This is a genomic window from Pseudoalteromonas sp. 78C3 (genome assembly GCF_002836695.1).
GTDB lineage: Bacteria > Pseudomonadota > Gammaproteobacteria > Enterobacterales > Alteromonadaceae > Pseudoalteromonas > Pseudoalteromonas arctica.
In genome coordinates, this window is record NZ_PJAV01000129.1 from 20,433 (window position 1) to 45,141 (window position 24,709).

The window sequence follows — 24,709 nt, forward strand, 5'->3', positions numbered from 1 at the left end:
ATGGAAGATTTATGGCGGGAATATGTACAAAAAAAGACACCCAAAGGTTTAACTTTGGGTGTCTTAATTATTTTCTAGAACTTATTACAAATAGTAATTTATTTCAATTCAGCTAGCATTTCATCGCTGTATGGTACTAACTCTTCACCGTTTGCAATTTTGCTAATGTAATCTGGGTTTGCAATAAGTGGGCGACCAATAGCGATTAAGTCAAACTTAGCATCGTTAATAGCCTCTTTTGCTGACTCAAAACTATAACTACCTACGCCTACTAATGTACCTTTGTAGCCTGCACGTAAAAATTCAGAGATGCTTTTGCCTTCAAGCGAGTCAAAGCGCATGCTGTCGTCAAAAATACCGCCGTGTAAGTACGCTAATTCTCTGCTTTCAAGTTCTGTTAATAAGTAATCAAATACCGCTTTATCGCGGCTATCTTCGCTCATATTAAAGTAAGCACCCGGTGTTAATCTAAGTGCAGTACGATCACTGCCTACAGCTGCAATAACCGCATCGGTTACTTCTAGTGCAAAACGCGACATATTTTCAGGCGTTTGCCCGTACTCGTCGCTGCGTGTATTTGCAGCGTAATGTAAAAATTGGTCAACTAAATAACCGTTAGCACCGTGAATCTCTACCCCATCAAAACCCGCTTCAATTGCGTTTTCAGCAGCTTTTGCGAAATCAGCAACTAGACTTTTAATATTATCAGTAGTGGCTGCTTTTGGTGTTATGTATGTAAGCTCACGCATACGAGGGACAGAACCTTCAACGCCAATTGCCGATGGAGCAAGTACATCGCCATCAAAAAAGTGAGGGTGTGCAACACGGCCAACATGCCAAAGTTGTGCAAACATTTTGCCGCCATTAGCGTGCACAGCGTCAGTTACTTTTTTCCAACCTTGAATTTGCTCGCTGGTAAATAAACCCGGAGTATTTGGGTAACCTTGTCCGTCTGGACGAATAATAGTTGCTTCGCTAATAATTAAACCGGTTTCGGCACGGCGAGCATAATATTCAACCATATCTTGTGTTGGCACTAAGTTATCATCAGCCATGCATCGTGTTAGTGGCGCCATAAGTACGCGGTTTTTAAGCTCAATCGTGTTATTTAGTTTAAACGGAGCAAGTAGATCAGTAGTCATTTTTAAATCCTTCATTAAGTATATGCTTACTACAATGTGGTCTTTTTACAAACATTCAAGCTTATTTTGAATGATCGCTCAAATTAGTGAGAGATTATACTGATCAATCTACAAATTAGATCTGCATTGCTGAAATTAAATAGCAACTTTTCAACACTCTGTCATATAACTCGATATACTTGTGTGCATATAATTTAGATATATTAATATCAATAGTAATTAAGAGTGAGCTAATTATGACAACGCCAAATTTAAGCGAAGAACACGCAGTAATTTTAGGACTTGGAGCAAAAAAACGCCTAGCTTATATGTTCGAAACCGTACAACAGTTCAAGCAAGTATGGATTTTAAACGATGATGATGGCTGCGTTATGCTTGCCAACGAAGATGACGACTGTGTGCCAGTTTGGCCAACTCGTGAATTTGCAGAAGCATGGGCAACTGGCGAATGGGCTGGCTGCAGCGCTAAAGCAATCCCACTTGCTGACTGGTTTAGTCGCTGGACACCGGGTCTTGAGGAAGATGACTTACTTATTGCTGCCTTCCCTACAGAGGAAGATGATGGCACGATATTGTTTTCAGATGAGTTTGAAAAACAATTAAAAGCGCCAAAGCAAAAATATTAAGGCTCAGAGACCAAATACTCAGAGTTCTAAAATTTATAAACGCGGCACTTAATTTAGTAGCCGCGTTTTCATTTGCAATATCTAAAATTCAAATAAGCCTGCGTAATTGCATCTGGATTTTCTACTTGCGGATAATGCCCAAGCTCTACAAACTCTTGTACGCGCGCATTGGGAATAAGCTTTTTATAATGCTCAATCATGTACTTACCAGAGATGGGGTCTTCTGCGCCTGCTATAAACGTAAGTGGTATATTGCTATTTATGATGGCACCAACCCAGCGTTCTCGGTTTTGCTGCCTCTGCTTTATATAACTAATGAGTTTGGGCATTACGGCTAAGCCATCTTTATAAATTAGCAGCTCCCAAAGTGTGTCTACCACTTGTTTTGAAGGCGGTGTACTCTTACCAAAAATAGTAAGTAGATTATTGCCAAATTTTTGTTTATTCATTAATTTTGGCACTATCCAACCTAGCTTTGAAAGTAAAAGCTTTTGTATAAATAATGGTTTGTGCACTTCTGGAAACAGTCCACCATTTAAAAAGCAAACACTATTGATCGTTATGGCACTTTGATTATGTACTTGCCTTGCTAATAACTCTTGAGCCACTGTATCGCCATAGTCATGAGCTAAAATATGTACGTCATTAATATTTAACGTTTTTAAAAATTGAGTATATAAGTCGGCTTGTTCGGTAATTTTATAAGTAGCGTTTATTGGTTTATCTGACAAACCAAAACCTAGCATATCGAGCGTAATTACAAAATAATGTTCACTAAGCGTTTGCCACATACCTTCCCAATCCCAGCTAGCACTTGGAAAGCCATGTATCAAAAGCAGCGCAGGCTTAGTTATATCGCCAGCTGTTTTAGTAAAAATTTGATGGCCACTAATTTGAGTAAATTGACCCTGTGATTGCCACTGTTGAAGAGAAAACATATATTAGCTTTATTTTTATTATTTATTTGTTAGTTTTATCATAGAGGTAATTAAAAAAGGAAATAAAACCAATGTATAATTTGCATTGGCTTATTAAACGTCATTTTAAAATTTAATAGTGTAATCTACATAAACTCGGTGGTCGGCTCTGTCGCCTTTAACACCATCAACACTGCCTAACTTTTCGGTTGTATAATCTACAAATAACCAGCGCAAACTTAAGCCTTTTATTTTCTCAACTTTATAGCGGGTATCTACAGCCCAATATTTTTCGTCAGCTGTGCCAGCTAACTTACCCAGCGCAGAGTTTTCAGCATCGCTACCGCTTGTGTAGTAAAACTTTGTTGTTAAACCTGGCGATACTGCTTTTAAATCAATACCAAAACGTGCCTGCCACGTTGCCTCGTTTTGATTTGTTAAATCGGCACCAATCAATGAGCGAGTTGGAAATGGGTTTGTACCATGATCGCCACTAAAGTTATCTTCAATCCAAGCATCACTTACCTTAGTAAATGCCGCACCTACACTCCAAATATCTTTTTTCCAATCAGCATCTAAGTAATAGGCAAATCCATCGTTTTCACTTTTAGTTAAACCTGTTAAAGCGCCAGTTGCATCTTCATCATCTAAATCGCCGCCCTCTGCGCCTGTTACAAATAAATCACCATCATCTTGTGAGGTAAATATGCCAGTTGAAAGGGTTAACTTACTTTGCTCAAGTTTAATGTCGTAACTGATTTTTAACCCGATTTTACTTAAATAATTGTGCGAATTTAAATATTCAGCCTCTAATATTAGATTGTCTTTTTTATGCGTAGCACCTACGCCCCAAATTACGCTAATAGCACCAGTTGCCGATTGATCGGTAGAAAAGTCTTCCCATCTATCATCGTGTCGACGGCTCCATTTATCGTAAACGTAACCGTATAATTTAGTGTTACCAATTTTGTAATCGCCAAAAACGCCTCTAAAAGTATTAGGAATAGCCCGACTCCCAGAGCTTTTAAGCAACATACTTTTGGTTTTTTGCCCGCCCACTTTAACGTGACCGTTGTTGCCCAATTTAAAATCTAAAAAATATTGCCCAAATTTAGAAAAGCTATCGTCAACTCCACCGCTCTCATTACCCGCTGGTAAAATATTACCTGCGGCTGAACCCGTAGAATTAATATCCATCACGGTGTAAGTCGATACACCCACACTCACTAAATCGTTTATATAACCCGATGTGTAATTGAGCTCTATACCTTGAGCAAAAGTTGAATCGTCACTTGCGTCGTTATCGTAGTCACGGTCAAAATAAATTGATCTAAGTTTTATATTAAATTCATCTTGTTCTGTCAGCCCATTAACAGCGGCATACGAAGGAATAGAAATACATGTTAATACTGCGCCTGTTGCCGCAAGTAATTTAGATACTCGGTGAGCCATAGTTATCTCCGTTACCTTGTTTTTTTTAAGTTTTCACTGTGCAGTGCATAGCAGCGTGTATTTTTTCGACCTACACGGCAAACATGTCATAAGGTAATTACATTTTAAGTAATCACATTTCTTTCATGCTAGTAAATATAGAACAATATAAACTTATAATGTTTTAATTTCTATATTATAAAATATTAAGAGTTTGTTTTGTTTCGGATGAATTGTAAAAGTAGGTAAAGATTACCTCTTGCTCACTCGTATCTAAGTCGCTAATTTTATTTAAAAAAACATCATAATATTAATTGAATTTTACTTGATTTAAACTTACCAAAGTAAAGTCATGAGCAAAAACTAAAAGCTATCCGTTGTTTTTTGAGCACCTAATATCTACTAAAAAATCGATTAATATAAAAACCAGCACCTTTAGCTAATACTTTTGTTGTTCGCTATAAAGTAGCAAAGAACATAAAAATTATTATATTTATATACATGTTCGTCTTAACTTGGTGAGTAAAATCAACTTTTTATATTACATCCACTCTAAACCTTTATAAAATATATATATTCTAATTAATAACAAAGTTGTATCCTGAATAATAAGTGCTATATTTATTTCGATGATAAAATAGATATACTGTCAGTATATTAATAATAAAGGATGAGTTAATGTTTTCAGGACGACCGGTTAGTAAAAGGTTATTAATCTCGGTGCTTACTCATGCTATTTTTTTCATCAGTGGTGTTGTATTAACTTACTTTGCCCACGCTGCACATCAAGATGCTGTTAATAACAAAATAAATGAAGCCCTCAACAACCGCCTTTCTTCACTCTCAACAGGCGTTACTAGCAGATTCGACTTGTATAAATATGGGCTATACGGTTTAAAAGGATTTATACACGGCATTGGCGTTAATAATTTAAGCTACCAAACAATTTCTAATTACTCTAACAGTCGTAACTACGCCCAAGAATTCCCTGGAGCAAATGGTATTGGTTTTATAAGAAAAGTGAATGCCGAAAACTTAGCTCAATTCTTAAAAACTGCAAAATCCGATCGACCTAACCAAATATTCAAACTAAATAAACTAGCTAACGAAAGTGATGAGCACTTTATTATTCAGTATATATTTCCTGAGCAAAGTAATTCACGGGCTCTAGGACTCGATATTGCATCGGAAAGTACACGTAAAAAAGCAGCATTAAACTCTGCAATTAATAACCAAGTTCAATTATCAGCGCCTATTACTTTAATCCAAGCGGATAACAAATCGAAACAAGGCTTTTTAATTTTACTACCAGTTTATAAAAATATTATTATTCCAACTGATAAAATCCAGCGTTTAGAGCAATTAATTGGATGGACTTACTCCCCTTTATTAATAAACAATATTTTAGACTCTCTTTCCCAAGCTGATGAAAATAAGTTAGTCATTAGCGACATAAGTAACAACGTTAAAACTGACTTTTTTAGCTACGGCATTAAAAGCAACACGGCTGATTATCAGTTAAATAAAGTAATTAAAGTGATGGGAAGAACATGGGAAATCACACTTAGTGCTTCAGACACATTTATTGAATCACTACACTTACCGAGTAAATATCAAGCTATTGTCAATGGTGTTTTTTATACCCTTATTTGTATGTTTATAACTTTAATAATTCAGCTGTTTTTTTATCGTAGAGCACAAAGAACACAGCGAAGAATTATCAAAGCTAAACAAAATAAGCATATGCTGCAGCAAACAAATTTAAAATTAGAAAAAGAAGTAAAATTACGTACTAAAGAAATTGCCGATATAAGTATGCTTCAACAAAGTATTTTAAACAGTGCCAGTTACTCTATTATTGCGACCGACATAAATGGCTTAATTACTTTGTTTAATCCCGCCTCTGAAAAGTTATTAGGCTATAAAGCGCAAGACGTTATTGGAATTGAAAATCCGGGTATTTTTCATTTAAAAGAAGAAATTATAAAAAAAGCCAAACAGCTTAGTGCAGAGTTAAATGAACCTGTTTTCCCTGGTTTTGAAGTGTTTATCTTAAAAGCAACGGCTACAGAGCCTGATATCAATCAGTGGACATACATTTCTTCTACAGGCGAGCACATACAAGTTAATATAAGTGTCACCTCTTTATTAAATAACGAAAATGAAATTGTTGGCTATTTGGGTGTAGCATACGATTTGACCGAACAAATTAATCACGAACAAGCTCTCGGACATGCTAAAGAATTAGCTGAACAGGCATCACAAGCTAAATCTGAATTTTTAGCAAATATGAGTCACGAAATACGCACACCTATGAATGGCATACTAGGTACATTACAGTTACTGCAAGAGCAGCCATTGAATGAAAAATCAAAAGAGTATTTAAAAAAATCACTTTATTCGACCCGCTCACTCACCACTATTATTAATGATATCCTCGATTTTTCTAAAATTGAAGCTGGGAAGCTTTCATTAGAATATAAATCATTCGACCTTTTTGAACTTATTCACCACTTAGAGTCTGATCTTGGCCTGCAAGCCAGTGATAAAAATATATACCTTAAATTTATAATTAATATTGAGCATAAGTACTGGGTGGGCGACCCCGTTAGACTCAGACAGATATTTTTAAACCTAATATCTAATGCGATTAAGTTTACGTCGCAAGGTGGCGTTACAGTCACCTTTAGGCTAACCGACGAAAACAAAATATGTTGTTGTATATCAGACACCGGAATTGGAATTTCTGAGCAGGCTATAGAGCGATTGTTTGAGCGCTTTGAACAAGCAGAGCAATCCACTACGCGTGAATATGGCGGTACAGGTCTTGGTTTACCTATTACTAAATCATTAATAGGTTTAATGAATGGCGAAATTAAAGTAACAAGCCAATTAGATTCAGGTAGTCAGTTTTATGTGTACTTACCATTAAAACAAGCACAGATTGATGACAGCACATTAATAACAAAAAATGTTGAGCTTCCTGACCTATCTGGAAAAACTATTTTATTAGCTGAAGATAATAAAATAAATCAGCTTGTTGCATCTGCGATGCTTGAGCCTACAAAAGCCACCATTATTATTGCTAACAATGGTTTAGAAGCAATCTCATTATACGAGTCACACAAGCCAGACATTATTTTTATGGACATTCAAATGCCTAAAATGGATGGTCTTCAGGCATGTAAAAAAATTAAGGCGCTTAATAACGAACAAATTGTTATCGCGTTAACCGCTAATGTTTTTACAGAGCAAAAAGAAATATACAGGCAGTTATTTGATGGTTACGTTTCAAAGCCAATTGAAAAACATGAGCTTGTAGGCATGTTATCAACACTCTATTTAGTTAATAGTTAGTCATTGCGAAGGCATTAAAAAACCCAGTTACTAATACCTTTCGATATTAGTAACTGGGCTCTAAGAATAATGGTGGGGGGAGAGGGATTCGAACCCTCGTTAGGGATAAACCTAAACACACTTTCCAGGCGTGCGCCTTCAGCCACTCAGCCATCCCTCCACAGTGCTGCAATTGTGTAATGCAACAGCGCGCTATAGTATGAAATAGACCCTTAAGGTGCAAGGCATTTTTAAATATGAGCCTTTAAATGCTTACTTATCAAGCAATAGCTTATCTATAGGCACAAAAAACGGCTAAATCTAAGACCTAACCGTTTTAATTTATACTTTTAAAATTACTTAGCCATGCTCGCAGTAAATTCAAGCATGCGATTAAGCGACTTAAGTGCGCCTTCGCGTAAATCCATATCAACGAATACTTCTTTACCTTTAGGGCTTATGAGAGCTTCCTCAATCGCTTTTAAGCCATTCATTGCCATCCAAGGGCAATGTGCGCAACTTTTACATGAAGCGCCCTCACCTGCCGTTGGAGCCGCAAAAAACTCTTTATCTGGACATAGTTGCTGCATTTTATAAAAGATGCCGCGATCGGTTGCTACAATAAACTTTTTATTGTCCATTGTTTGCGCAGCTTTAATTAATTGGCTCGTAGATCCAACCGAATCGGCAAGTGCAACAATTTCTGCTGGTGACTCAGGATGAACTAATACGCCTGCATCTGGGTGTAGCGCCTTCATATCTTTTAAGGCTTTAGTTTTAAATTCGTCATGTACAATACATGCGCCATTCCACATAAGCATATCAGCACCGGTATTTTTTTGAATATAACTACCAAGGTGCTTATCTGGGCCCCAAATAATTTTTTCGCCTTGCTCATCAAGGTGCTCTACTATTTCAAGTGCACATGATGAGGTTACAATCCAATCTGCACGCGCCTTAACTGCGGTAGAGGTGTTTGCATACACAACCACTTTACGGTCAGGGTGCTCATCACAAAACGCTGAGAACTCGTCTATCGGGCAACCAATATCTAGCGAACACGTCGCTTCAAGCGTTGGCATAACAACCGTTTTATTTGGCGTTAAAATTTTGGCTGTTTCGCCCATAAATTTCACGCCCGCGACGATGATCATATCTGCATCGTGACGTGCACCAAAACGCGCCATTTCTAGCGAATCGGCAACGCAACCGCCGGTTTCTTCAGCAAGTGCTTGAATTTCAGGATCGGTATAATAATGTGCAACAAGTACTGCATTTTTATCTTTTAGTAATTGTTTTATACGCGCTTTATATTCGCCTTGCTCGTCATTTGTTAACGGTGCTGGCTTAGGGGGGAAAATATAACCTTCAGGCATAATAGTTTGAGCTAGACTCATGTTCTCGACCACTTATCTACAGTGCATTAATTAGGGCGAATTATACGAGAATATAAACACAAATAACAGCAAACTAGTAAAGCTGTTTATAAAAATTAGAATGGGAATTTAAAAAAGAATATAAAGGAAAGTATTAGAGAGTGGTGGGTCATGATGGATTTGAACCATCGACCAATTGATTAAAAGTCAACTGCTCTACCAACTGAGCTAATGACCCGCTCTAATATAAATCTGCTTTGTAAAAAGCTGCGTAAATCCGCCGATTAAAACTTTCATAGAATGGTGGGTTATGATGGATTTGAACCATCGACCAATTGATTAAAAGTCAACTGCTCTACCAACTGAGCTAATAACCCAATCTATGCGCTTATTCAATTATGAATGAAGCTTATGTATATCCGCCGATTGATGCCAAACATTATTCATAAGAATAAAGAATGGTGGGTCATGATGGATTTGAACCATCGACCAATTGATTAAAAGTCAACTGCTCTACCAACTGAGCTAATGACCCGCTCTTATATAACTTTTCATAGAATGGTGGGTTATGATGGATTTGAACCATCGACCAATTGATTAAAAGTCAACTGCTCTACCAACTGAGCTAATAACCCGCTCTATGCACTTATTCAATTATGAATGAAGCTTACGTAAATCCGCCGATTGATGCCACACACTATTCACAAGGAATAAAGAATGGTGGGTTATGATGGATTTGAACCATCGACCAATTGATTAAAAGTCAACTGCTCTACCAACTGAGCTAATAACCCGCTCTATTGTTGCGTTTAAATGCAACTTACTACTTTACGTAAATCCGTCGATTGGAACCAATCACTATTCAAAGGAATAAAGAATGGTGGGTTATGATGGATTTGAACCATCGACCAATTGATTAAAAGTCAACTGCTCTACCAACTGAGCTAATAACCCGTTCCAGTTGCTAACTTATTTCTAAGTTAAAGCCTGCGTAAATCCGCCGATTGATGCCACACACTATTCACAAGGAATAAAGAATGGTGGGTCATGATGGATTTGAACCATCGACCAATTGATTAAAAGTCAACTGCTCTACCAACTGAGCTAATGACCCGCTCTGACGTTGCGTTTTATAACAACTTAGTATTCTACGTAAATCCGCCGATAAAAGACCATTCAAAGAATGGTGGGTTATGATGGATTTGAACCATCGACCAATTGATTAAAAGTCAACTGCTCTACCAACTGAGCTAATAACCCGCTCTTTTTGTCGCATTTCGAGTGGGGTAACCATTCGTTTGCTGCGGGCGCTTATAATACTTATTTATAAAATGAGTGCAACCGAAATTGTCTCTTTTTTTAAGTTTTTATGTCTAGATGCACAAAATTAAACCGTTTGTGCTCAAACTACATGCAAATCCAAGATTCTTCGAGAGTTTCCATGTAGTTTGCTCGCCCTAACTAGAAATTTAATCGCTAGTGAACTTTAGTTTCCTAAACGATCAGTTGCTAGTTTTGCAGCGGTTGTACTTGGGTATTGATTGATAAGATCGCTCAATATTTTTTGTGCTTGCGCCGCTGAACCTTGATCTTGTAAAAGTGTGCCTAACTTTAGCATTGCATCTGGACGTTTATTAGAATTTGGAAATTCGTTCACAACGACTTTAAAGTGCTCTACTGCTTTTACACCATCATTTTTAATAGTAAGCAACTGCCCTAACCAATAATGCGCATTAGACGCATAGACAGAGTTTGGGTAGGTAGTTAAAAACGTTTGAAATTCAGGAATCGCTTGGTCATAGCGTTTATCTTTCATTATTAACGCAACAGCGCGCTCATAGGCTTCGTTTTCAGATAAGTCACTGCTATAGGTCTGTGCATTGCTTTGTTGCGTGTAATCAGTTGCGGGAGCTGCTGCTGGCTGTGTATAAGCCTGGCTCACGCGGTTTTCAATTTCTTGATACAACTCACGCTGACGCTGCAGTACTTTTTCAAGCTTGTAGCTTTGCTCTTCGGTTACACCTCGAATTTGGCTTACTTCGTCTTGTAACAAGTTAAGCTGTTGCTGTAACTCTACTTGCAAAAAGTTACGCTGTTGCATCATATTCTCAAGCGACGCTAATCGCTTCTCAATACTTGATTGTGAACTCGCAGCTTCTGAAACAGGAGCGGGAGCAGCCATTAACTGGGTGCTCCCGCTCAATATCATGGCTGCCAAAATAATTTTCGGCTTCATAATATCTCTTATCTTAGTAAACTAGTACCGCACGGCGGTTTTTAGCGAAAGCTGATTCAGTGCGAGACTTAACCATTGGCTTCTCTTCACCGTAGCTTACCACTGACATTTGGCTAGCTGAAACACCTAAGCTTAATAAGTATTTTTCAACTGCTTGGCCACGGTGCTCACCTAGTGCAATATTGTACTCTGGAGTACCGCGCTCATCTGCATGGCCTTCAATTAGTACTTTAACTGATGAGTTTTGAACTAAAAACTCAGCATGTGCACGAAGTAAGTCTGCGTACTTGCTTTCAACTGTCGCAGTATCAAAATCAAAGTAGATTACTTGCTCTTGACGAAGTGCTTCGTACTTTTGACGAAGTTGCTCTTCTGCTTGTTGCTCAGGAGAGATTGTAGCTACTTCAACTGTATCAGTGTTAGTTGATTGCTCAACAACGCCTTGATTTGATTGGTTTGCAGCACCTTCATCAATATCTGAAGATGAGCTACAAGCTGCTAATGTCATTACTGGCACAGCAATTAGCAGGCCTTTAAGTATTTTGTTAAGTTGCATTGAGTAGATTCCTATTTTGAGTAAACCAGTAATATTACTGTAAGTATGGCGACCAAGCTGGTGCCTTTACTTGTCCGTCTAGCACAGGTAACCGTGCCTTAAAGCGGCCGTCCATCGATACTAGCGCAAGTACCTGTTTATTATTATGAAGCGTGCTATATATAATCATCGAACCATTTGGCGCTATGCTCGGTGATTCATCTAGGCGTGTTCTCGTTAATACTTGGAACGCGCCTGTAGCCAGCTCTTTCTTAGCAAGATGGTACTGCCCGTTGGTACGGTTAACCATCACTAATTCTTTTCCATCTGGTGTTATTGAACCAGCAAGATTCATATCACCATCAAAGGTGAGTCGTTGTGACCTACCTGTTTTTAAATTTAACTTATAAATCTGAGCATTACCACCCCTTTCAGATGTAAACACAATATCTTGACCATTAGGGTGCCAAGATGGCTCAGTATCTATGCTACGGTGATTTGTTAAGCGTGTTTCTTTACGTGTAGCTAGGTCAAGCATGTAAACTTCTGTTGCACCCGTCTTGTCCTTAGAAAGCACTAACAATAGCTTTTTACCATCTGGCGAAAACTGCGGTGCACCATTAATACCACGGTAGCTTGCTATTATTTCGCGTTTACCTGTGTATATATCTTGAATGTAAATTTGGCTTTGACGGTTTTCAAACGTTACATACGCTAACTTAGTACCATCTGGTGACCACGCTGGCGACATTAAAGGCTCTTTTGAGCGAAGTAATACTTGCTCATTAAATCCGTCATAATCTGCAACAACTAACTGATAAGGCTTATCATCATTATCACGTACTATTACATAGGCAATTTTAGTTAAAAATGCGCCTTTTTCACCAGTCAATCTTTCATAAATAACGTCACTGATTCGATGAGAGTAACGGCGAAAACCACTTTCACCAATAACACTTTCACGCGCTTCCAAAATATGATCTTGGCTTTTAACTAGCTTACCATTACTCATCATTTGTGTGTTGCCACCGGTAATTTGGCCGCGGATCACGTCAACTAACTCATAACGCACTAAGTAACGCCCATCAGTTTGCTGCTCAACTTCGCCCACTAATATCGCTTCCACACCTTTATTAACCCAAGATGCGTAATCAATTTCGCTGTCTTTGGTTGGCTGTTGTGGCATCTGCGCTACATCTACAGGTTTAAATTTACCACTGCGCATTAAATCAGCAGCAATAACACTGCTTAATTTTTCAGGGATCGGGCCAACACCTTGGTACTTAAAAGGTACTATAGCAATGGGCCTTGCACCGTCTACACCCTCAGTTATTACAATTTCAAGTGCTGCATTAGCAACACCCACAAACCCAAACAGTAAAACTAAACAGGCTATTTTTATTTTGTTGAACATATCATTCCTTTAAAATTCTGGCTTGATTGTTAAATTAATATTCTTAAGTTGTTCGAATACGTCTTTATCTTTAGATACCGGTAATGTGTCGGCCATGCGCACTGCTCTTAATGCAGCTTCACATACCAACTTATCGCCACCTAATGATTTAACTTGCGTTACTAAACCATTAAAACCTAAACGAATATTTACTCGGCACTGTTGGTTTTTCATTTTTTCATCAATCAATAAGTTTTGCTGAATACGCGCCATAATTAATGCACGGTACTTATCAACTTCGCTTACCACTTGTTGTTGACGTATTTTACTACGGGCAGCCTGCTCTTTGGCAAGTTGCTCTTGTAACATTTGCTCTTGCATTGCTTGCTGGCGTTTACGTTCTGCCTCGGCTGCACGCTCTTTTGCTTCTTCTTCACGTTTTTTACGTTCAGCTTCTGCTTTTTTAAGTGCGTCTTCTTCGGTTTTACGCTTATCAGCAGCAGCTTTTGCTGCACTTTCAGCTTCTTGCTTTTGCTTTTCGGCTTGCTTAGCTTTAGCGCGCTCTTTTTGCTCAATGGCACGTGCTTTTTTAGCTTGTGCTTGCGCCTCGGCTGTTTCTTTTTCTTTAGCTTTACGTTCTTGCTCTAGCTTTTTAATATGCCTAGATTCAGATTCGCGTTGCTTACGTGCATTGGCCGCTCTGCGTTCTAAATCGCGGATACGTTTGTCTTCAGCACTTTTTTTATCTTTTTCTTTCTTTTGAAGTTCAGCAATTTTTTGCTCAACTTGTTTTTGATCAACTGTAACGGCTGATACTGCTTTATCTGGCGTAGGTATAGCCGAATTAAGCGTTACCTCCATTACTTTAGGTGCTGGCGGATGAATGTTTGCAGACGCATACAAAAAACCACCAATGCCTAAATGAAGTACTATCGATTTTACTACTGAACTATTCATACAGCTACTTCCCCTCAAAGGATTCAGTCATTAATCCTACTGATGGTACGCCTGCATTTTTCAAAAAATCCATTAGTAATAATACTTCTTGATACGACACCTTACCCGAGCCTTTAATCATAACTGGCACGTCAGGGTTTTTCATTAACTGTAATTTTATAACCGCAGCAACATCAAGTGCTTCCATAGGCTCTTCAGGATCAGTACCTACGCTTACATAATATTTACCCTCTGCATCAATTGAAGCAATAATGGGCGGAGTATCTTTAGTATCAACTAAATCAGACTCTTCCATTTTAGGTAAATCAACTTTTACACCGTGTGTAATAAGCGGTGCTGTTGCCATAAATATAATAAGTAATACCAACATTACATCAATGTAAGGTACTACATTAATTTCTGCGACCGGACGGCGCTTTTTACGCTGATACATTCGCTTGTGCCTCTATTTGTGTAGCTGCTTGACGGTGTAAAATATTAGCAAACTCTTCCATAAAGTTAATATAGTGAGACTCAAGCTTTTCAACACTGTTTGAAAAGCGGTTATAAGCAATAACGGCCGGAATTGCCGCGAATAAACCCATAGCAGTCGCAATAAGTGCCTCTGCTATACCGGGTGCTACCATTTGTAATGTAGCTTGCTTAACTTCACCTAGTGCAATAAAGGCATTCATAATACCCCACACTGTACCAAACAAACCGATGTACGGACTAATAGAACCTACCGTTGCTAAAAACGATAAGCTAGATTCAATTTTTTCAATTTCACGAGAAAGCGCAACACGCATAGAACGATGCGTCCCTTCCATAACAATACTCGCACTTTGAAATGTATTCTTTTTATGACGAGCAAACTCTTTAAAGCCTGAAGTAAATAAGGCTTCAATACCTTGAGACTGACCGCTGCGTGACGATATTTCGTTATACAATTTACTTAGATCAATACCAGACCAAAATTTTTGCTCAAATTTCTTAGCATTTGATAGTGCATCTGATATTGCTTTTTTACGCTGAAATATAATTGTCCACGACATTACAGACATGGCAACTAGCCCTAACATCACTAACTGAACAAGCAAGCTTGCTTCTAAAATTAGGTCTAAAAAATTAAGCCCTGATCCCACGTTAAACTCCTAAGTAATTTCAAAATACGGCAAATTGGTTAATTTGTGTAAATATGACCGTTTATACGGTCAAAAGTTGCATCTAGTGTATCTAGTCCATTTCAAGCTGACAACGGTATTGCTATGAATAGGCAACAAAAAACGTTAAAAAACAGCTTTAGTTGGCATTTCCCTTTGCCTCAGTATTTTATTTAATCTTTTAAATAAACTCGCTAACTATAAATATGCGTAAATATATAAGTAAAACGTCATAAAATGCGCCGTTTATTCAAAATAAGAGCATAAACACTCAAAACCTATAAGCCTTACCTTCACGTAACAGTAAAACTAATACCGAGCCACATCAAAATAAATTACTTAAGCTAGAAATTTCATTAACTTATAAATTTAACGATTAATTAACGCGCAAGATTCAAACAACAATAAAATTCACCGAATTAGTTTTTCTAATCTGAAAATACAAATTTTCTAGTTTGAACAAAAAGGTGATCTTACGTATTATTCTCCCATACCGAACTAGCGCACTGAATGAGATAGTTTCATTAAGCCAAGTTCTTAGTAATAGGATATTTTATCGTATTACATTGTTTTACTCTTTCTGGATAAAACCAAATTCAGTAAAACGTAGTTCCCTGGATTACTTCCTTCAACTTGTTGTTTGCCCGCATTTTTTGCGGGCTTTTTTTTGCCTACAATTTGGTGCGCTACATACTTTATTTATAAACTAATAATTGCCCTAACTATTTTACAATAAGTAATTCGGTTACTAGTTTGAATGGTACGCAGGATAGCTTCGCGAGTCTTAACGCCCTGTGAATTAACAGTTAACTATAAAGCGTATAAGTATTTTTAAATAACATTTGCAACAGTTTGGTGAGGTTTTGGGTAAAATACCAGCCGTATAAATATTTGAAAGAAAGGGATACTAAGTCAATTACCTGCTGCGCAATAAACCACAGCAAGTAATGTTTATGATGAGGCTAGTCTTTTTTAGGAAGTAAACCAAAGTGATGATATGCACTGTCAGACACTATTCGCCCACGCGGAGTACGCTGAATAAACCCTTGCTGAATTAAAAAAGGCTCTATTACATCTTCTATTGTTTCACGCTCTTCACCAATAGCTGCAGCTACATTGTCGAGTCCTACTGGGCCGCCCATGAATTTTTCAATTATGGCGAGTAAATATTTGCGATCCATATAATCAAAACCACTTTTATCTACGTCAATCATATCAAGCGCTTGCTTAGCTACTTCGGCATTTACTGTACCGTCAGATTTTACCTGTGTGTAATCGCGTACACGGCGTAATAAACGGTTTGCAATACGTGGTGTACCACGTGAACGTTGTGCAATTTCGGTTGCGCCATCATCACACATTTCTAAACCAAGATAATGTGCAGAGCGCCCTACTATGTGCGACAAATCTTCTACAGAATAAAACTCTAATCGCTGCACAATACCAAAACGGTCACGCAGTGGCGATGTTAGCGAGCCTGCTCGCGTAGTGGCACCAATAAGTGTAAATGCAGGTAAGTCTAATTTAATAGAACGCGCAGCTGGGCCTTCACCAATCATTATATCAAGCTGGTAGTCTTCCATTGCTGGATACAGTATTTCTTCAACTTGCGGGCTTAGCCTGTGTATTTCATCAATAAACAGTACATCGCCTTCTTCTAAATTAGTAAGTAACGCAGCTAAATCACCTGCTTTTTCAAGTACAGGGCCGGATGTTGTTTTAATACTTACGTGTAATTCGTTGGCTACAATATTTGCAAGCGTGGTTTTACCAAGCCCTGGTGGGCCAAATATTAATAAATGATCGAGCGCTTCACCACGGGTTCGAGCAGCTTCAATAAAAATTTCCATTTGCTGCTTAACATGAGGCTGGCCTCTGTAGTCGGCTAAAAGTTTTGGTCTTATTGCACGATCTATAGAGTCTTCATTTGTTTTTTCAGTCGCATCAATTAAGCGATCCGCTTCAATCATGGGTTACTCACAACATTGATTTTAAAGATTCTCTAATAAGAACCTCAGTAGACATATCGGGTTTGCTTATCGATTTTACTGCTTTTTGAGCTTGTGGCAATTTATAACCTAATGCAAGCAGTGCCGATACGGCATCATCGGCTGCGTTATTAGCTATTGTCGCATCGCTCATTGGCTCTATTACTGCGCTGTCGCTAAATGGCGTAAATAAATCATTACCCCAATCTTTTAGCCTGTCTTTCATTTCGAGTACTAAACGCTCGGCTGTTTTTTTACCTACACCGGGTAATTTAACTAGCGACGTTGAGTCTTCGTTATTTACACAGCTTACAAATTGCTTTGCCGACATGCCCGATAAAATAGCTAAGCCAAGTTTTGGACCAACGCCATTTGCTTTTAATAGCTCTCTAAACAAGGCGCGTTCAACTTTATTATTAAAACCAAATAATAGTTGAGCATCTTCACGCACTACAAAGTGGGTGTAAACAATCGCGTTTTCACCAATTTTTGGTAAATCGTAAAAACAGGTCATTGGCATTTGTACTTCGTAACCTACACCACTTACTTCAAGTAATATTTCTGGTGGCTGTTTTTCGACTAAAATACCATTTAAGCGGCCTATCATAGTTATTTCCTTAAACGTCCTCTAACGGTTTTGCTTGCGCTACCCGCTAGTTTAATTAAATTTTGTTCTGAGTGAGCGTGGCAAATCGCAATAGCGAGTGCATCAGCTGCATCGGCCTGTGGCGTACCGGGTAGTTTTAAAATATTTTTTACCATGTGCTGCACTTGTGTTTTATCAGCGCCACCGTTACCTACTACTGCTTGCTTAATTTGCCTAGCTGAGTATTCAAATACGGGTAAGTCGGCCATTGCAGCGCCAACAATCGCGGCGCCTCTAGCTTGGCCTAGTTTTAAAGCTGAATCGGGGTTATGCGCCATAAATACTTTTTCAATGGCAAAGGTTTCTGGTGAAAACTGCTCAATAAGCTGTGTAATGCCTTGATAGATCATTTTAAGCCTAACCGGAAAAGGATGATCGGCTAACTTAATACAACCACTGCCTAAGTATGTAAATTTAGAACCTTGGTGGGCAACAACGCCATATCCGGTCAAACGTGAACCAGGATCGATCCCTAAAATAATGGCCAAACAGCACTCCATTGTTATTATTTTTAAATTACGCTAATAATGCCAGAGCACTGTATAAATTACCAGTACAAAGAAAAACAAAAATGCCCACGTGTTAGGTGGGCATTTGAAGGAGCATGTTAGTTTAAGCTTACCCTAGGGCACGCACTAATCCTTGGGTATTTTGTTTAAGTGTTCGGGCAATCATTAAATAGCCTAAACCAGCCACAAATACACCGCCAGCTACCGGACCAATAATCCATATATGCGGATGTAACTTACCTGCTAAATCAAACATTTGTTGCTGCACAATTAAAAGCGCTATATCACTAAAAAATGCAGCAACTAAGCCAGCTAAACCGCCGAGTAATAAAAACTCGTACAAGGTCGCGTTTTTAATTAATCGGCTTTTAGCCCCAAGCGTTCGCAGTATGACAATTTCTTGCATACGCTCACCTAAACTAGCTTGCACTTGCGATATAAGTACAAGCGCGCCACACAGCACAACAATTGCAAGTACAAAGCCAATGGCGAGTGATACTTGCGAAATAGTTGTTTGTATTTGCTTAACAAAGTTATCAATATCAATCGCTGTAATAGTAGGGTAAGTACGCAATAACTGGCTAAAATCACGCTTTTGATCTGGGTTTATACGTACCGACGAAATATACGTTGCCGGAAAATCTGCAAGTACATCTGGGCTTAAAATAATAAAAAAGTTAGGTTTAAGCGTGGCCCAATTAACTTTGCGCACACTGGTGATTTTAGCATCGAACGACTGCGAACCAATTAAAAATGTAAGCGTATCGCCTATCTCAACATCTAAACGCTCAAGCATCGACTCCTCTACTGAGGCTTCAGCCATCGCATTTTTACCAAACCACGTGCCTTGTGTTACTTCATTCTGGTCAGGCACATCTTTAAGCCATGTAAGGTTTAGCTCGCGGCCAATACCTGCACGTGCTTCTTCGTCTTTTTTCTCGTTGTCTTGCAGCGATACAGAACGTGCTACCAACTCGCCATTTACCGCATTTACGCGCCCACGAATAGTGGGATAAAACTCTGATACTTGAATATCTTTTTGAGCTAAATATTCATTAATTGGCTCAAGCTCATTTTGCGTAATATTAACTAAAAACGCATTAGGCGCATCGGCAGGAAGTTGCGACTGCCAATCAGATATCATGTCGTTTTTAAGTACCACTAAAAACAGCAGTAATTTAATCGCTAACGAAAAACTAATTAACTGTACCGCGTTCACATTTGCACGCTTTTGAATAGATGCAATTGCAAGCGACCAACTGTTACCTGGTTTTAAGCCAAGCTTTCGACCGCCACCAAATATTAATTTAGATATCAAAAACAACACACCAATTAGCGCAAGTGTTGATATAAACAAAATAAGCGTTATTTTTATGTTGTTACTAAATAACCACATTAATAAAAACACGGTTAGCGCACTCATGCCTAAATGCACACGACTTACTGCCAACTTGTCACCTAAGTTACGGCGCAGCACTCTAAGCGGTGGAATATCAAATAAATCAAATAACGGTTTAATAGAAAACATAACGGCACAAATTACGCCAGTGCTTATAGCCACCAGCCAAGGTTTAAAGCCACCTAAAGGTAGCTCTGTGCCCATACTTTTCGATAAGTAACTTGTTGCTATTTCTTGCAAGCCATAACCAATTAACAGCCCAATACTTACCGCCATTGCACATACAAGCAATAAATGGAGCATGTATATTTTGCGGATCATTGAACGGCTACCGCCTAGCGTTTTCATCATCGCTACTGGGTCGTATTGGCGTTCACAATAACGTTTTGCTGAAACGGCTATAGCCACTGCGGCTAAAATAATACCTAATAGGCCGGCAAGTAATAAAAAGCTCTCTGCACGGTTTAAACTATTTGAAATAGGTGATTGACGGTCTTTAACGCCGTACCATTGTTGGTTTTCTTTCATTTGTGGTTTAAGCCACTCGTAAAAGCTATTTATATCGGCCTCACTACCTGCATAAAGTTGGCGATAATAAACACGACTACCTGGCTGCACAACTTCGGTTTTTGCCACATCGTCAATATTAATAAGCACGCGACGGCTGCTCGAAAATACATTAAATGGCGCATCGGGCTCTTCTACAATAACTTTTGAAACATTAAATAATGCAGCGCCAAGCTCTACTTGCGCGCCTATATCAATATTTAAACTGTAAAATACTGATTCACTTAGCCACACATTACCAGGCGTTGGCCCGCTATTAGCAACCTTAGTTTCACCTGTTAAGGTATCCTTAACTTTTAACTGCCCTTTTAACGGGTACGCATTAGATGCCGCTTTTACTGAGCTAAACTGCATTTCATCATCGGCAAACAACATAGTGTCGAAGTACACCATTTGCGCCGTTTTTAAATTTTGGCTCTGTGCTTTAGTAATAAAAGCAGTGTCGAGAACATGATCGCTTGCAAGTACACGGTCTGCTGCAATAAAAGCACTGCTTTTTTGCGCAATACTTTGCCCTATTCGCTCAGTAACCATAGACAGTGTAAGCACGGTTAAAACAGCAAGGGCGATAGCTGCGCTTATAACTGTTAGCTCACCACGGCGAAATTCTCGCGAAAATAACTTAAGCGCTAACTTAACCCACATTAGCAACGTCCTCTACTTGGCTTTTTACCAGTAAACCCGCCTCTATTTGAATAGTGTGCTCACATTTTTGTGCAAGCCCTTCATCGTGAGTAACCAAAATAAGCGTGGTGCCGTGTTGCGTGTTTAAATCAAATAATAAGGATTCAATCATTTTACCGTTTTTGCTGTCTAAATTAGCCGAAGGCTCATCAGCAAACAGTATTTTAGGTGTACCAATAAATGCTCGCGCAATAGCAACACGCTGTTGTTCACCGCCAGAGAGTTGCGACGGGTAATGATCAATTCGATGGCTCAAGCCTACTTTTTCAAGTAATGCAATTGCTTGCTCTTTTGCATCACTTTCGCCAGCAAGTTCTGCTGGTAGCATAACGTTTTCTAGTGCAGTTAAGCTTTGTACTAACATGAACGATTGAAACACAAATCCAATTTTAGCCGCGCGCAGTGCAGCACGCTCTTCTTCATCTAAATTGTGTAATGGCTCGCCATCTAAAAATATTTCGCCGCTGCTTGCGGTATCCAGCCCTGCTAATAAACTGAGTAACGTTGATTTACCAGAGCCCGACGTGCCAACAATAGCAACAGACTCGCCATGCTTGACATTAAAGCTGATGTCACTGAGGATGGGCAGCTCGCCTTCAAAGGTGGAGACTACTTTAGACAAACCATTAACCTGAATTATATTTAATTGAGAAAGCGCTGACATATGACTCATTCAATCCTTCGTTTAGTATTCATTTTATTTTTAGTTATCAAACCGCTGAGCGCAGCAGCCGACAACACGATTTTAATACTCGGTGACAGTTTAAGCGCAGCCTACGGACTTCAACAAGAAGAAGGCTGGGTAAAATTGTTACAAGATAAATACGATGACGAACAAGCCGACATTGAACTTATCAACGCCAGTATTAGTGGCGAAACATCTGGTGGAGCCCTACGCCGTTTAGATGCATTGCTTGAGCAATACGAACCCACTCATGTACTTATTGAGCTAGGTGCTAATGACGGTTTACGTGGTTTTCCAGTCAAAAAAATGCAAACTAACTTAACGTCTCTTATTCAAAAAAGCCAAGCAGCTAATGCGATGACCGCCTTAATGGAGATTTACATTCCCCCTAATTACGGTCCGCGTTACAGCAAAATGTTTACAGACACTTTCTCGCGCGTTAGCGAAGAAACAAATGCGCATCTAATGAACTTTTTTATGCTCGATGTTGCTGGTCAACCTGAGCTAATGCAAAACGATAGTTTACACCCTAACAAAAAAGCTCAACCATTAATACGAGATGAGATGTATGACTCGATCAAAAAGTGGTTAAATAAAGACTAGCCAATTAATATACCGCAAGAGTGCCTTTTTAGGTCTCTTGCGTAATAAACACCCAAACAAACAATCGCTTATTGATTTTTAAAAAAATACACGTACTATTGCATACAAATCGGTATGTGGCGCAGCTTGGTAGCGCACTGTCATGGGGTGGCAGGGGTCGAGAGTTCGAATCTCTCCATACCGACCAATTAAATCAACATCTTAGATTTAAATTTAATCCCGAGCCTTCAATTCTTCCGTAAAATAATACTTTCAACGTTAATTGATATCACGAGTGTCTAGGTGTAAGGTTAATTTCAGATCTAAATTTATTTGAGGCGGTAAAATGAGTGAAAATAAGAAAAAAATCACAAAGAGTATGATTTTAAGATCTGTTGCTAGCTCTACTGCCATCGAAACTGGCGAAACAGTTAAAACAATAGAGAAAAAGCTAAAAGCAAACAAACTCAAATATGAGTCTCTTTCGCTCGCTATTTAATTATATCTCTCACAAGCCTTTCAATGTGTTGGTAATTTTTATTTACACCCGCTTGAATTGACTTGAAATAAAAGTCTTTATGCTCGTCCCACAAGCTATAATCAAGCGTTCCTTTACCAGCTTTACTGCACAAAAAATCCATTAATAAACGGCTTATCCTACCGTTACCTTCACGAAATGGATGAATTAAAATAAACTCAACATGGCTCTGCGCTATAAATGACACAAGCTCTTCATCTGTCATTTCTGGTAAATTATTAAATCGAGATAAATACTCACCTTCAAATAACCTAATATTTTTCTCAATTTGTAAAGGCGACATAAACTGAAATCCGCCCTTGCCCATATCAATACTTCTTATTTTACCTGCCCATTCGTATACATTACCTAGCCACTGCCTGTGCCAATTAGCAATATTTTGAAAAGAAAATGTACCATTTTTTGAGTCAGTCGTCGTAAAAATTTTTTCATATAGCTTAACTAAAAGAACGGCTTCAATATCATCCATTTCCGTTTCATCAACAATCGCTAACTTGTTTGCTAAAACTAGCCTTTCAGACCCAGGTTGATATTGCGCTTCAACAGAGTCACTTTCGTATTTAGACATTTTATTGAACCAATAAAATAATGAGTGTAAAAGTGCGTACCAACCAATGCAAGTAACCTTTAGCGTTGCCCATTTTATGTAAGTCAAAGCTTAATAAGTCACCAAATATTAAATACCACAATAAAACTAAATGGCAAACTTAAAGATAATCAAGCACCAAACATCTTAATACTCATTATCAACACAAATAGCATTCTCTGCGGGGCTTCGTGCACATGAATTGTTGACCATAGCCAAAGTTGAAGAGCGCAAAGCAGATAAACGGCCAGCTTTTGATTCAAAATGGTCTGGCAGAAACGGCGTGCTATATACAGTGACAGGTAAAGGAGGCTTAACACGCGAAGTCCTAATACCTTACAATTTATCAGCTAAATTAGAACTTCGAAAACTTAAACAACCTGCCACTGTTGTTGACAGAAAAATAAACTACTTACAGCTTTACGATATTCGAGGTGGTAAAAAGTGGTCTGATTCATTTAATAAAGCATCAAACCCTACGCTTTTATTTTCAAATGGTGCACACGGACTCAGGCATAGCTACGCACAAGAAAGGCTATTAGAGCTGATACTCAACCAATATCCATATCAAATAGCATTAGGAACCGTTTCGCAAGAAATGGGGCATTTTAGACCAGAAATCACTGAGGTATATTTAAGGTAACTAAGGAATAAGAGTACATTGAACGCCCTAAGCATTTTCTTTATTACTTATTTAAATAAAGACAAAATTACTTTATACCTTCTTCACTAGCAAACTACATTTTGTTAGAGTTAAAATATTGTTTAAAATAGCCTTTTAGTGATAATTGAATGAAGTTAGCTTTTCTCTACATTGAAAACCATAAAGCACTAGAAAATATTGATATACGGATCAATAGTTCTCACAATTGTAACTATTTCAAGGGAAAATTAACTCTGCAGTCCTCCCCGAGTGAACTTGATTACTACCAAGGCTTAGATTGCAGTGCAATAATTGGTAAAAATGGTGTCGGTAAGAGTACTATTCTTGATTTTATAGAGGTTGCTTATCAAGGAACTGAATCTAGCGGAATTATTGTATGGTTTGATGATGCAAATGAAAAATACCATATATGTACTATTAACATTCACCTTGATGAGAATTTAATTGTAAGTAACAAAGATTTTGTTTTAGAAGAAAATTTATCAAAGCTAGTTAAGCGTTATAAGATCAGGCTCATTAAAGCTAATAATTTGACAGGTGTAGAAACTAATGATTTTTCAGCAAGAAGGGAATCTAATCCTTTTATCTATGATATGTCCCTATCCCAGTACGTGAAAGGGAGTAAAAAGGTTATTACTCAACGGACAAATCGTTTAATTGAGTATTTTAAGCTAAGTACATCTTTTAACAAGTCTAAAAGCACAAAAGTCAAATTTACCTTTCAATTCAATGCATCTTCAACTTCATACTTAAAATCATTACTAAATAAT

General features: G+C 38.3%; 22 protein-coding genes and 10 tRNA genes. 7 read left to right on the plus strand and 25 right to left on the minus strand.

The genetic code is table 11. From position 1 onward, the window contains the following. Window positions 1-98: 98 nt before the first annotated feature. The gene (locus CXF76_RS06920) at window positions 99-1,142 is read right to left on the minus strand and encodes an alkene reductase (protein WP_101163328.1); all 1,044 of its coding nucleotides are present in this window, start codon (window positions 1,140-1,142) and stop codon (window positions 99-101) included. Window positions 1,143-1,378: 236 nt separating this feature from the next. Here CXF76_RS06920 and CXF76_RS06925 point away from each other — a divergent pair, with 236 nt between their 5' ends. Continuing rightward, on the plus strand, window positions 1,379-1,768 hold the full coding sequence (locus CXF76_RS06925; protein WP_007585609.1) for a DUF2750 domain-containing protein: 390 nt from the start codon (window positions 1,379-1,381) through the stop codon (window positions 1,766-1,768). A 68-nt stretch (window positions 1,769-1,836) separates the two neighbouring features. On the opposite strand, the gene CXF76_RS06930 is transcribed toward CXF76_RS06925, so the two are convergent. Beyond that, window positions 1,837-2,706: an alpha/beta fold hydrolase gene (locus CXF76_RS06930; RefSeq protein ID WP_101163329.1), complete on the minus strand. Its 870-nt coding sequence runs from the start codon at window positions 2,704-2,706 to the stop codon at window positions 1,837-1,839. Window positions 2,707-2,811: 105 nt separating this feature from the next. Next, the gene (locus tag CXF76_RS06935) at window positions 2,812-4,137 is read right to left on the minus strand and encodes an OprD family outer membrane porin (protein ID WP_101163330.1); all 1,326 of its coding nucleotides are present in this window, start codon (window positions 4,135-4,137) and stop codon (window positions 2,812-2,814) included. 657 nt (window positions 4,138-4,794) lie between these two features. Here CXF76_RS06935 and CXF76_RS06940 point away from each other — a divergent pair. Further along, a complete protein-coding gene (locus CXF76_RS06940; RefSeq protein ID WP_101163331.1) occupies window positions 4,795-7,473 on the plus strand; it encodes a CHASE domain-containing protein in 2,679 nt (892 codons plus the stop codon). 70 nt (window positions 7,474-7,543) lie between these two features. On the opposite strand, the gene CXF76_RS06945 is transcribed toward CXF76_RS06940, so the two are convergent. The 21 genes from CXF76_RS06945 to CXF76_RS07045 form a co-directional block, all read right to left on the minus strand. Beyond that, window positions 7,544-7,633 (minus strand) — tRNA-Ser (locus tag CXF76_RS06945). A gap of 175 nt (window positions 7,634-7,808) precedes the next feature. Then, complete coding sequence (gene nadA, locus CXF76_RS06950) at window positions 7,809-8,849, minus strand: quinolinate synthase NadA (RefSeq protein ID WP_007580396.1); 1,041 nt, start codon at window positions 8,847-8,849, stop codon at window positions 7,809-7,811. Window positions 8,850-8,990: 141 nt separating this feature from the next. Further along, window positions 8,991-9,066 (minus strand) — tRNA-Lys (locus CXF76_RS06955). A 63-nt stretch (window positions 9,067-9,129) separates the two neighbouring features. Then, window positions 9,130-9,205: transfer RNA gene (locus CXF76_RS06960), tRNA-Lys, on the minus strand. Between the two features lie 82 nt (window positions 9,206-9,287). Next, a tRNA-Lys gene (locus CXF76_RS06965) sits at window positions 9,288-9,363 on the minus strand. A 24-nt stretch (window positions 9,364-9,387) separates the two neighbouring features. Then, window positions 9,388-9,463: transfer RNA gene (locus CXF76_RS06970), tRNA-Lys, on the minus strand. Between the two features lie 83 nt (window positions 9,464-9,546). Then, window positions 9,547-9,622 (minus strand) — tRNA-Lys (locus CXF76_RS06975). Window positions 9,623-9,706: 84 nt separating this feature from the next. After that, window positions 9,707-9,782 (minus strand) — tRNA-Lys (locus tag CXF76_RS06980). An 84-nt stretch (window positions 9,783-9,866) separates the two neighbouring features. Next, window positions 9,867-9,942 (minus strand) — tRNA-Lys (locus CXF76_RS06985). A gap of 70 nt (window positions 9,943-10,012) precedes the next feature. Then, window positions 10,013-10,088: transfer RNA gene (locus tag CXF76_RS06990), tRNA-Lys, on the minus strand. A gap of 226 nt (window positions 10,089-10,314) precedes the next feature. Further along, complete coding sequence (gene ybgF, locus CXF76_RS06995) at window positions 10,315-11,064, minus strand: tol-pal system protein YbgF (protein ID WP_024590479.1); 750 nt, start codon at window positions 11,062-11,064, stop codon at window positions 10,315-10,317. Window positions 11,065-11,077: 13 nt separating this feature from the next. Continuing rightward, window positions 11,078-11,620, minus strand: a complete 543-nt coding sequence (pal, locus tag CXF76_RS07000; protein ID WP_024590480.1) for a peptidoglycan-associated lipoprotein Pal — start codon at window positions 11,618-11,620, stop codon at window positions 11,078-11,080. 34 nt (window positions 11,621-11,654) lie between these two features. Continuing rightward, entirely contained in the window at window positions 11,655-13,013 is a 1,359-nt protein-coding gene (gene tolB / locus CXF76_RS07005) for a Tol-Pal system beta propeller repeat protein TolB (RefSeq protein WP_101163332.1), read from the minus strand. A gap of 9 nt (window positions 13,014-13,022) precedes the next feature. Beyond that, window positions 13,023-13,949: a cell envelope integrity protein TolA gene (gene tolA / locus CXF76_RS07010; protein WP_007580388.1), complete on the minus strand. Its 927-nt coding sequence runs from the start codon at window positions 13,947-13,949 to the stop codon at window positions 13,023-13,025. A 4-nt stretch (window positions 13,950-13,953) separates the two neighbouring features. Continuing rightward, window positions 13,954-14,382, minus strand: coding sequence for a protein TolR (gene tolR, locus CXF76_RS07015; protein WP_007580386.1), 429 nt, complete (start codon window positions 14,380-14,382; stop codon window positions 13,954-13,956). Next, complete coding sequence (gene tolQ, locus CXF76_RS07020) at window positions 14,369-15,073, minus strand: protein TolQ (protein ID WP_007580384.1); 705 nt, start codon at window positions 15,071-15,073, stop codon at window positions 14,369-14,371. The genes tolR and tolQ overlap by 14 nt, the downstream gene beginning before the upstream one ends. A gap of 980 nt (window positions 15,074-16,053) precedes the next feature. Beyond that, entirely contained in the window at window positions 16,054-17,061 is a 1,008-nt protein-coding gene (ruvB, locus tag CXF76_RS07025; protein ID WP_007580382.1) for a Holliday junction branch migration DNA helicase RuvB, read from the minus strand. Window positions 17,062-17,068: 7 nt separating this feature from the next. Further along, window positions 17,069-17,686: a Holliday junction branch migration protein RuvA gene (gene ruvA / locus CXF76_RS07030; protein WP_002960647.1), complete on the minus strand. Its 618-nt coding sequence runs from the start codon at window positions 17,684-17,686 to the stop codon at window positions 17,069-17,071. A gap of 2 nt (window positions 17,687-17,688) precedes the next feature. Beyond that, entirely contained in the window at window positions 17,689-18,213 is a 525-nt protein-coding gene (ruvC, locus tag CXF76_RS07035) for a crossover junction endodeoxyribonuclease RuvC (protein ID WP_002960649.1), read from the minus strand. A gap of 130 nt (window positions 18,214-18,343) precedes the next feature. Next, complete coding sequence (locus CXF76_RS07040; RefSeq protein WP_101163333.1) at window positions 18,344-20,845, minus strand: ABC transporter permease; 2,502 nt, start codon at window positions 20,843-20,845, stop codon at window positions 18,344-18,346. Then, entirely contained in the window at window positions 20,835-21,548 is a 714-nt protein-coding gene (locus CXF76_RS07045) for an ABC transporter ATP-binding protein (protein WP_101163335.1), read from the minus strand. The genes CXF76_RS07040 and CXF76_RS07045 overlap by 11 nt, the downstream gene beginning before the upstream one ends. On the opposite strand from CXF76_RS07045, the gene CXF76_RS07050 reads away from it, so the two are divergent. The 3 genes from CXF76_RS07050 (at window position 21,549) to CXF76_RS20700 (ending at window position 22,650) form a co-directional block, all read left to right on the plus strand. After that, entirely contained in the window at window positions 21,549-22,172 is a 624-nt protein-coding gene (locus tag CXF76_RS07050; RefSeq protein ID WP_007580376.1) for an arylesterase, read from the plus strand. A gap of 110 nt (window positions 22,173-22,282) precedes the next feature. Next, window positions 22,283-22,359 (plus strand) — tRNA-Pro (locus CXF76_RS07055). 138 nt (window positions 22,360-22,497) lie between these two features. Further along, window positions 22,498-22,650: a hypothetical protein gene (locus tag CXF76_RS20700; RefSeq protein WP_165783594.1), complete on the plus strand. Its 153-nt coding sequence runs from the start codon at window positions 22,498-22,500 to the stop codon at window positions 22,648-22,650. Here the strand turns inward: CXF76_RS20700 and CXF76_RS07060 are convergent. Then, on the minus strand, window positions 22,643-23,257 hold the full coding sequence (locus CXF76_RS07060; protein ID WP_039490143.1) for a Fic/DOC family protein: 615 nt from the start codon (window positions 23,255-23,257) through the stop codon (window positions 22,643-22,645). The two genes, CXF76_RS20700 and CXF76_RS07060, sit on opposite strands and share 8 nt — an antisense overlap. Window positions 23,258-23,480: 223 nt before the next feature. Here CXF76_RS07060 and CXF76_RS07065 point away from each other — a divergent pair, with 223 nt between their 5' ends. Both CXF76_RS07065 and CXF76_RS07070 read left to right on the plus strand, forming a co-directional pair. Continuing rightward, the gene (locus tag CXF76_RS07065; protein WP_232785106.1) at window positions 23,481-23,918 is read left to right on the plus strand and encodes a hypothetical protein; all 438 of its coding nucleotides are present in this window, start codon (window positions 23,481-23,483) and stop codon (window positions 23,916-23,918) included. Window positions 23,919-24,067: 149 nt separating this feature from the next. Continuing rightward, window positions 24,068-24,709: hypothetical protein (locus tag CXF76_RS07070; protein ID WP_157823342.1), on the plus strand; the 642-nt coding region annotated here is incomplete at its 3' end.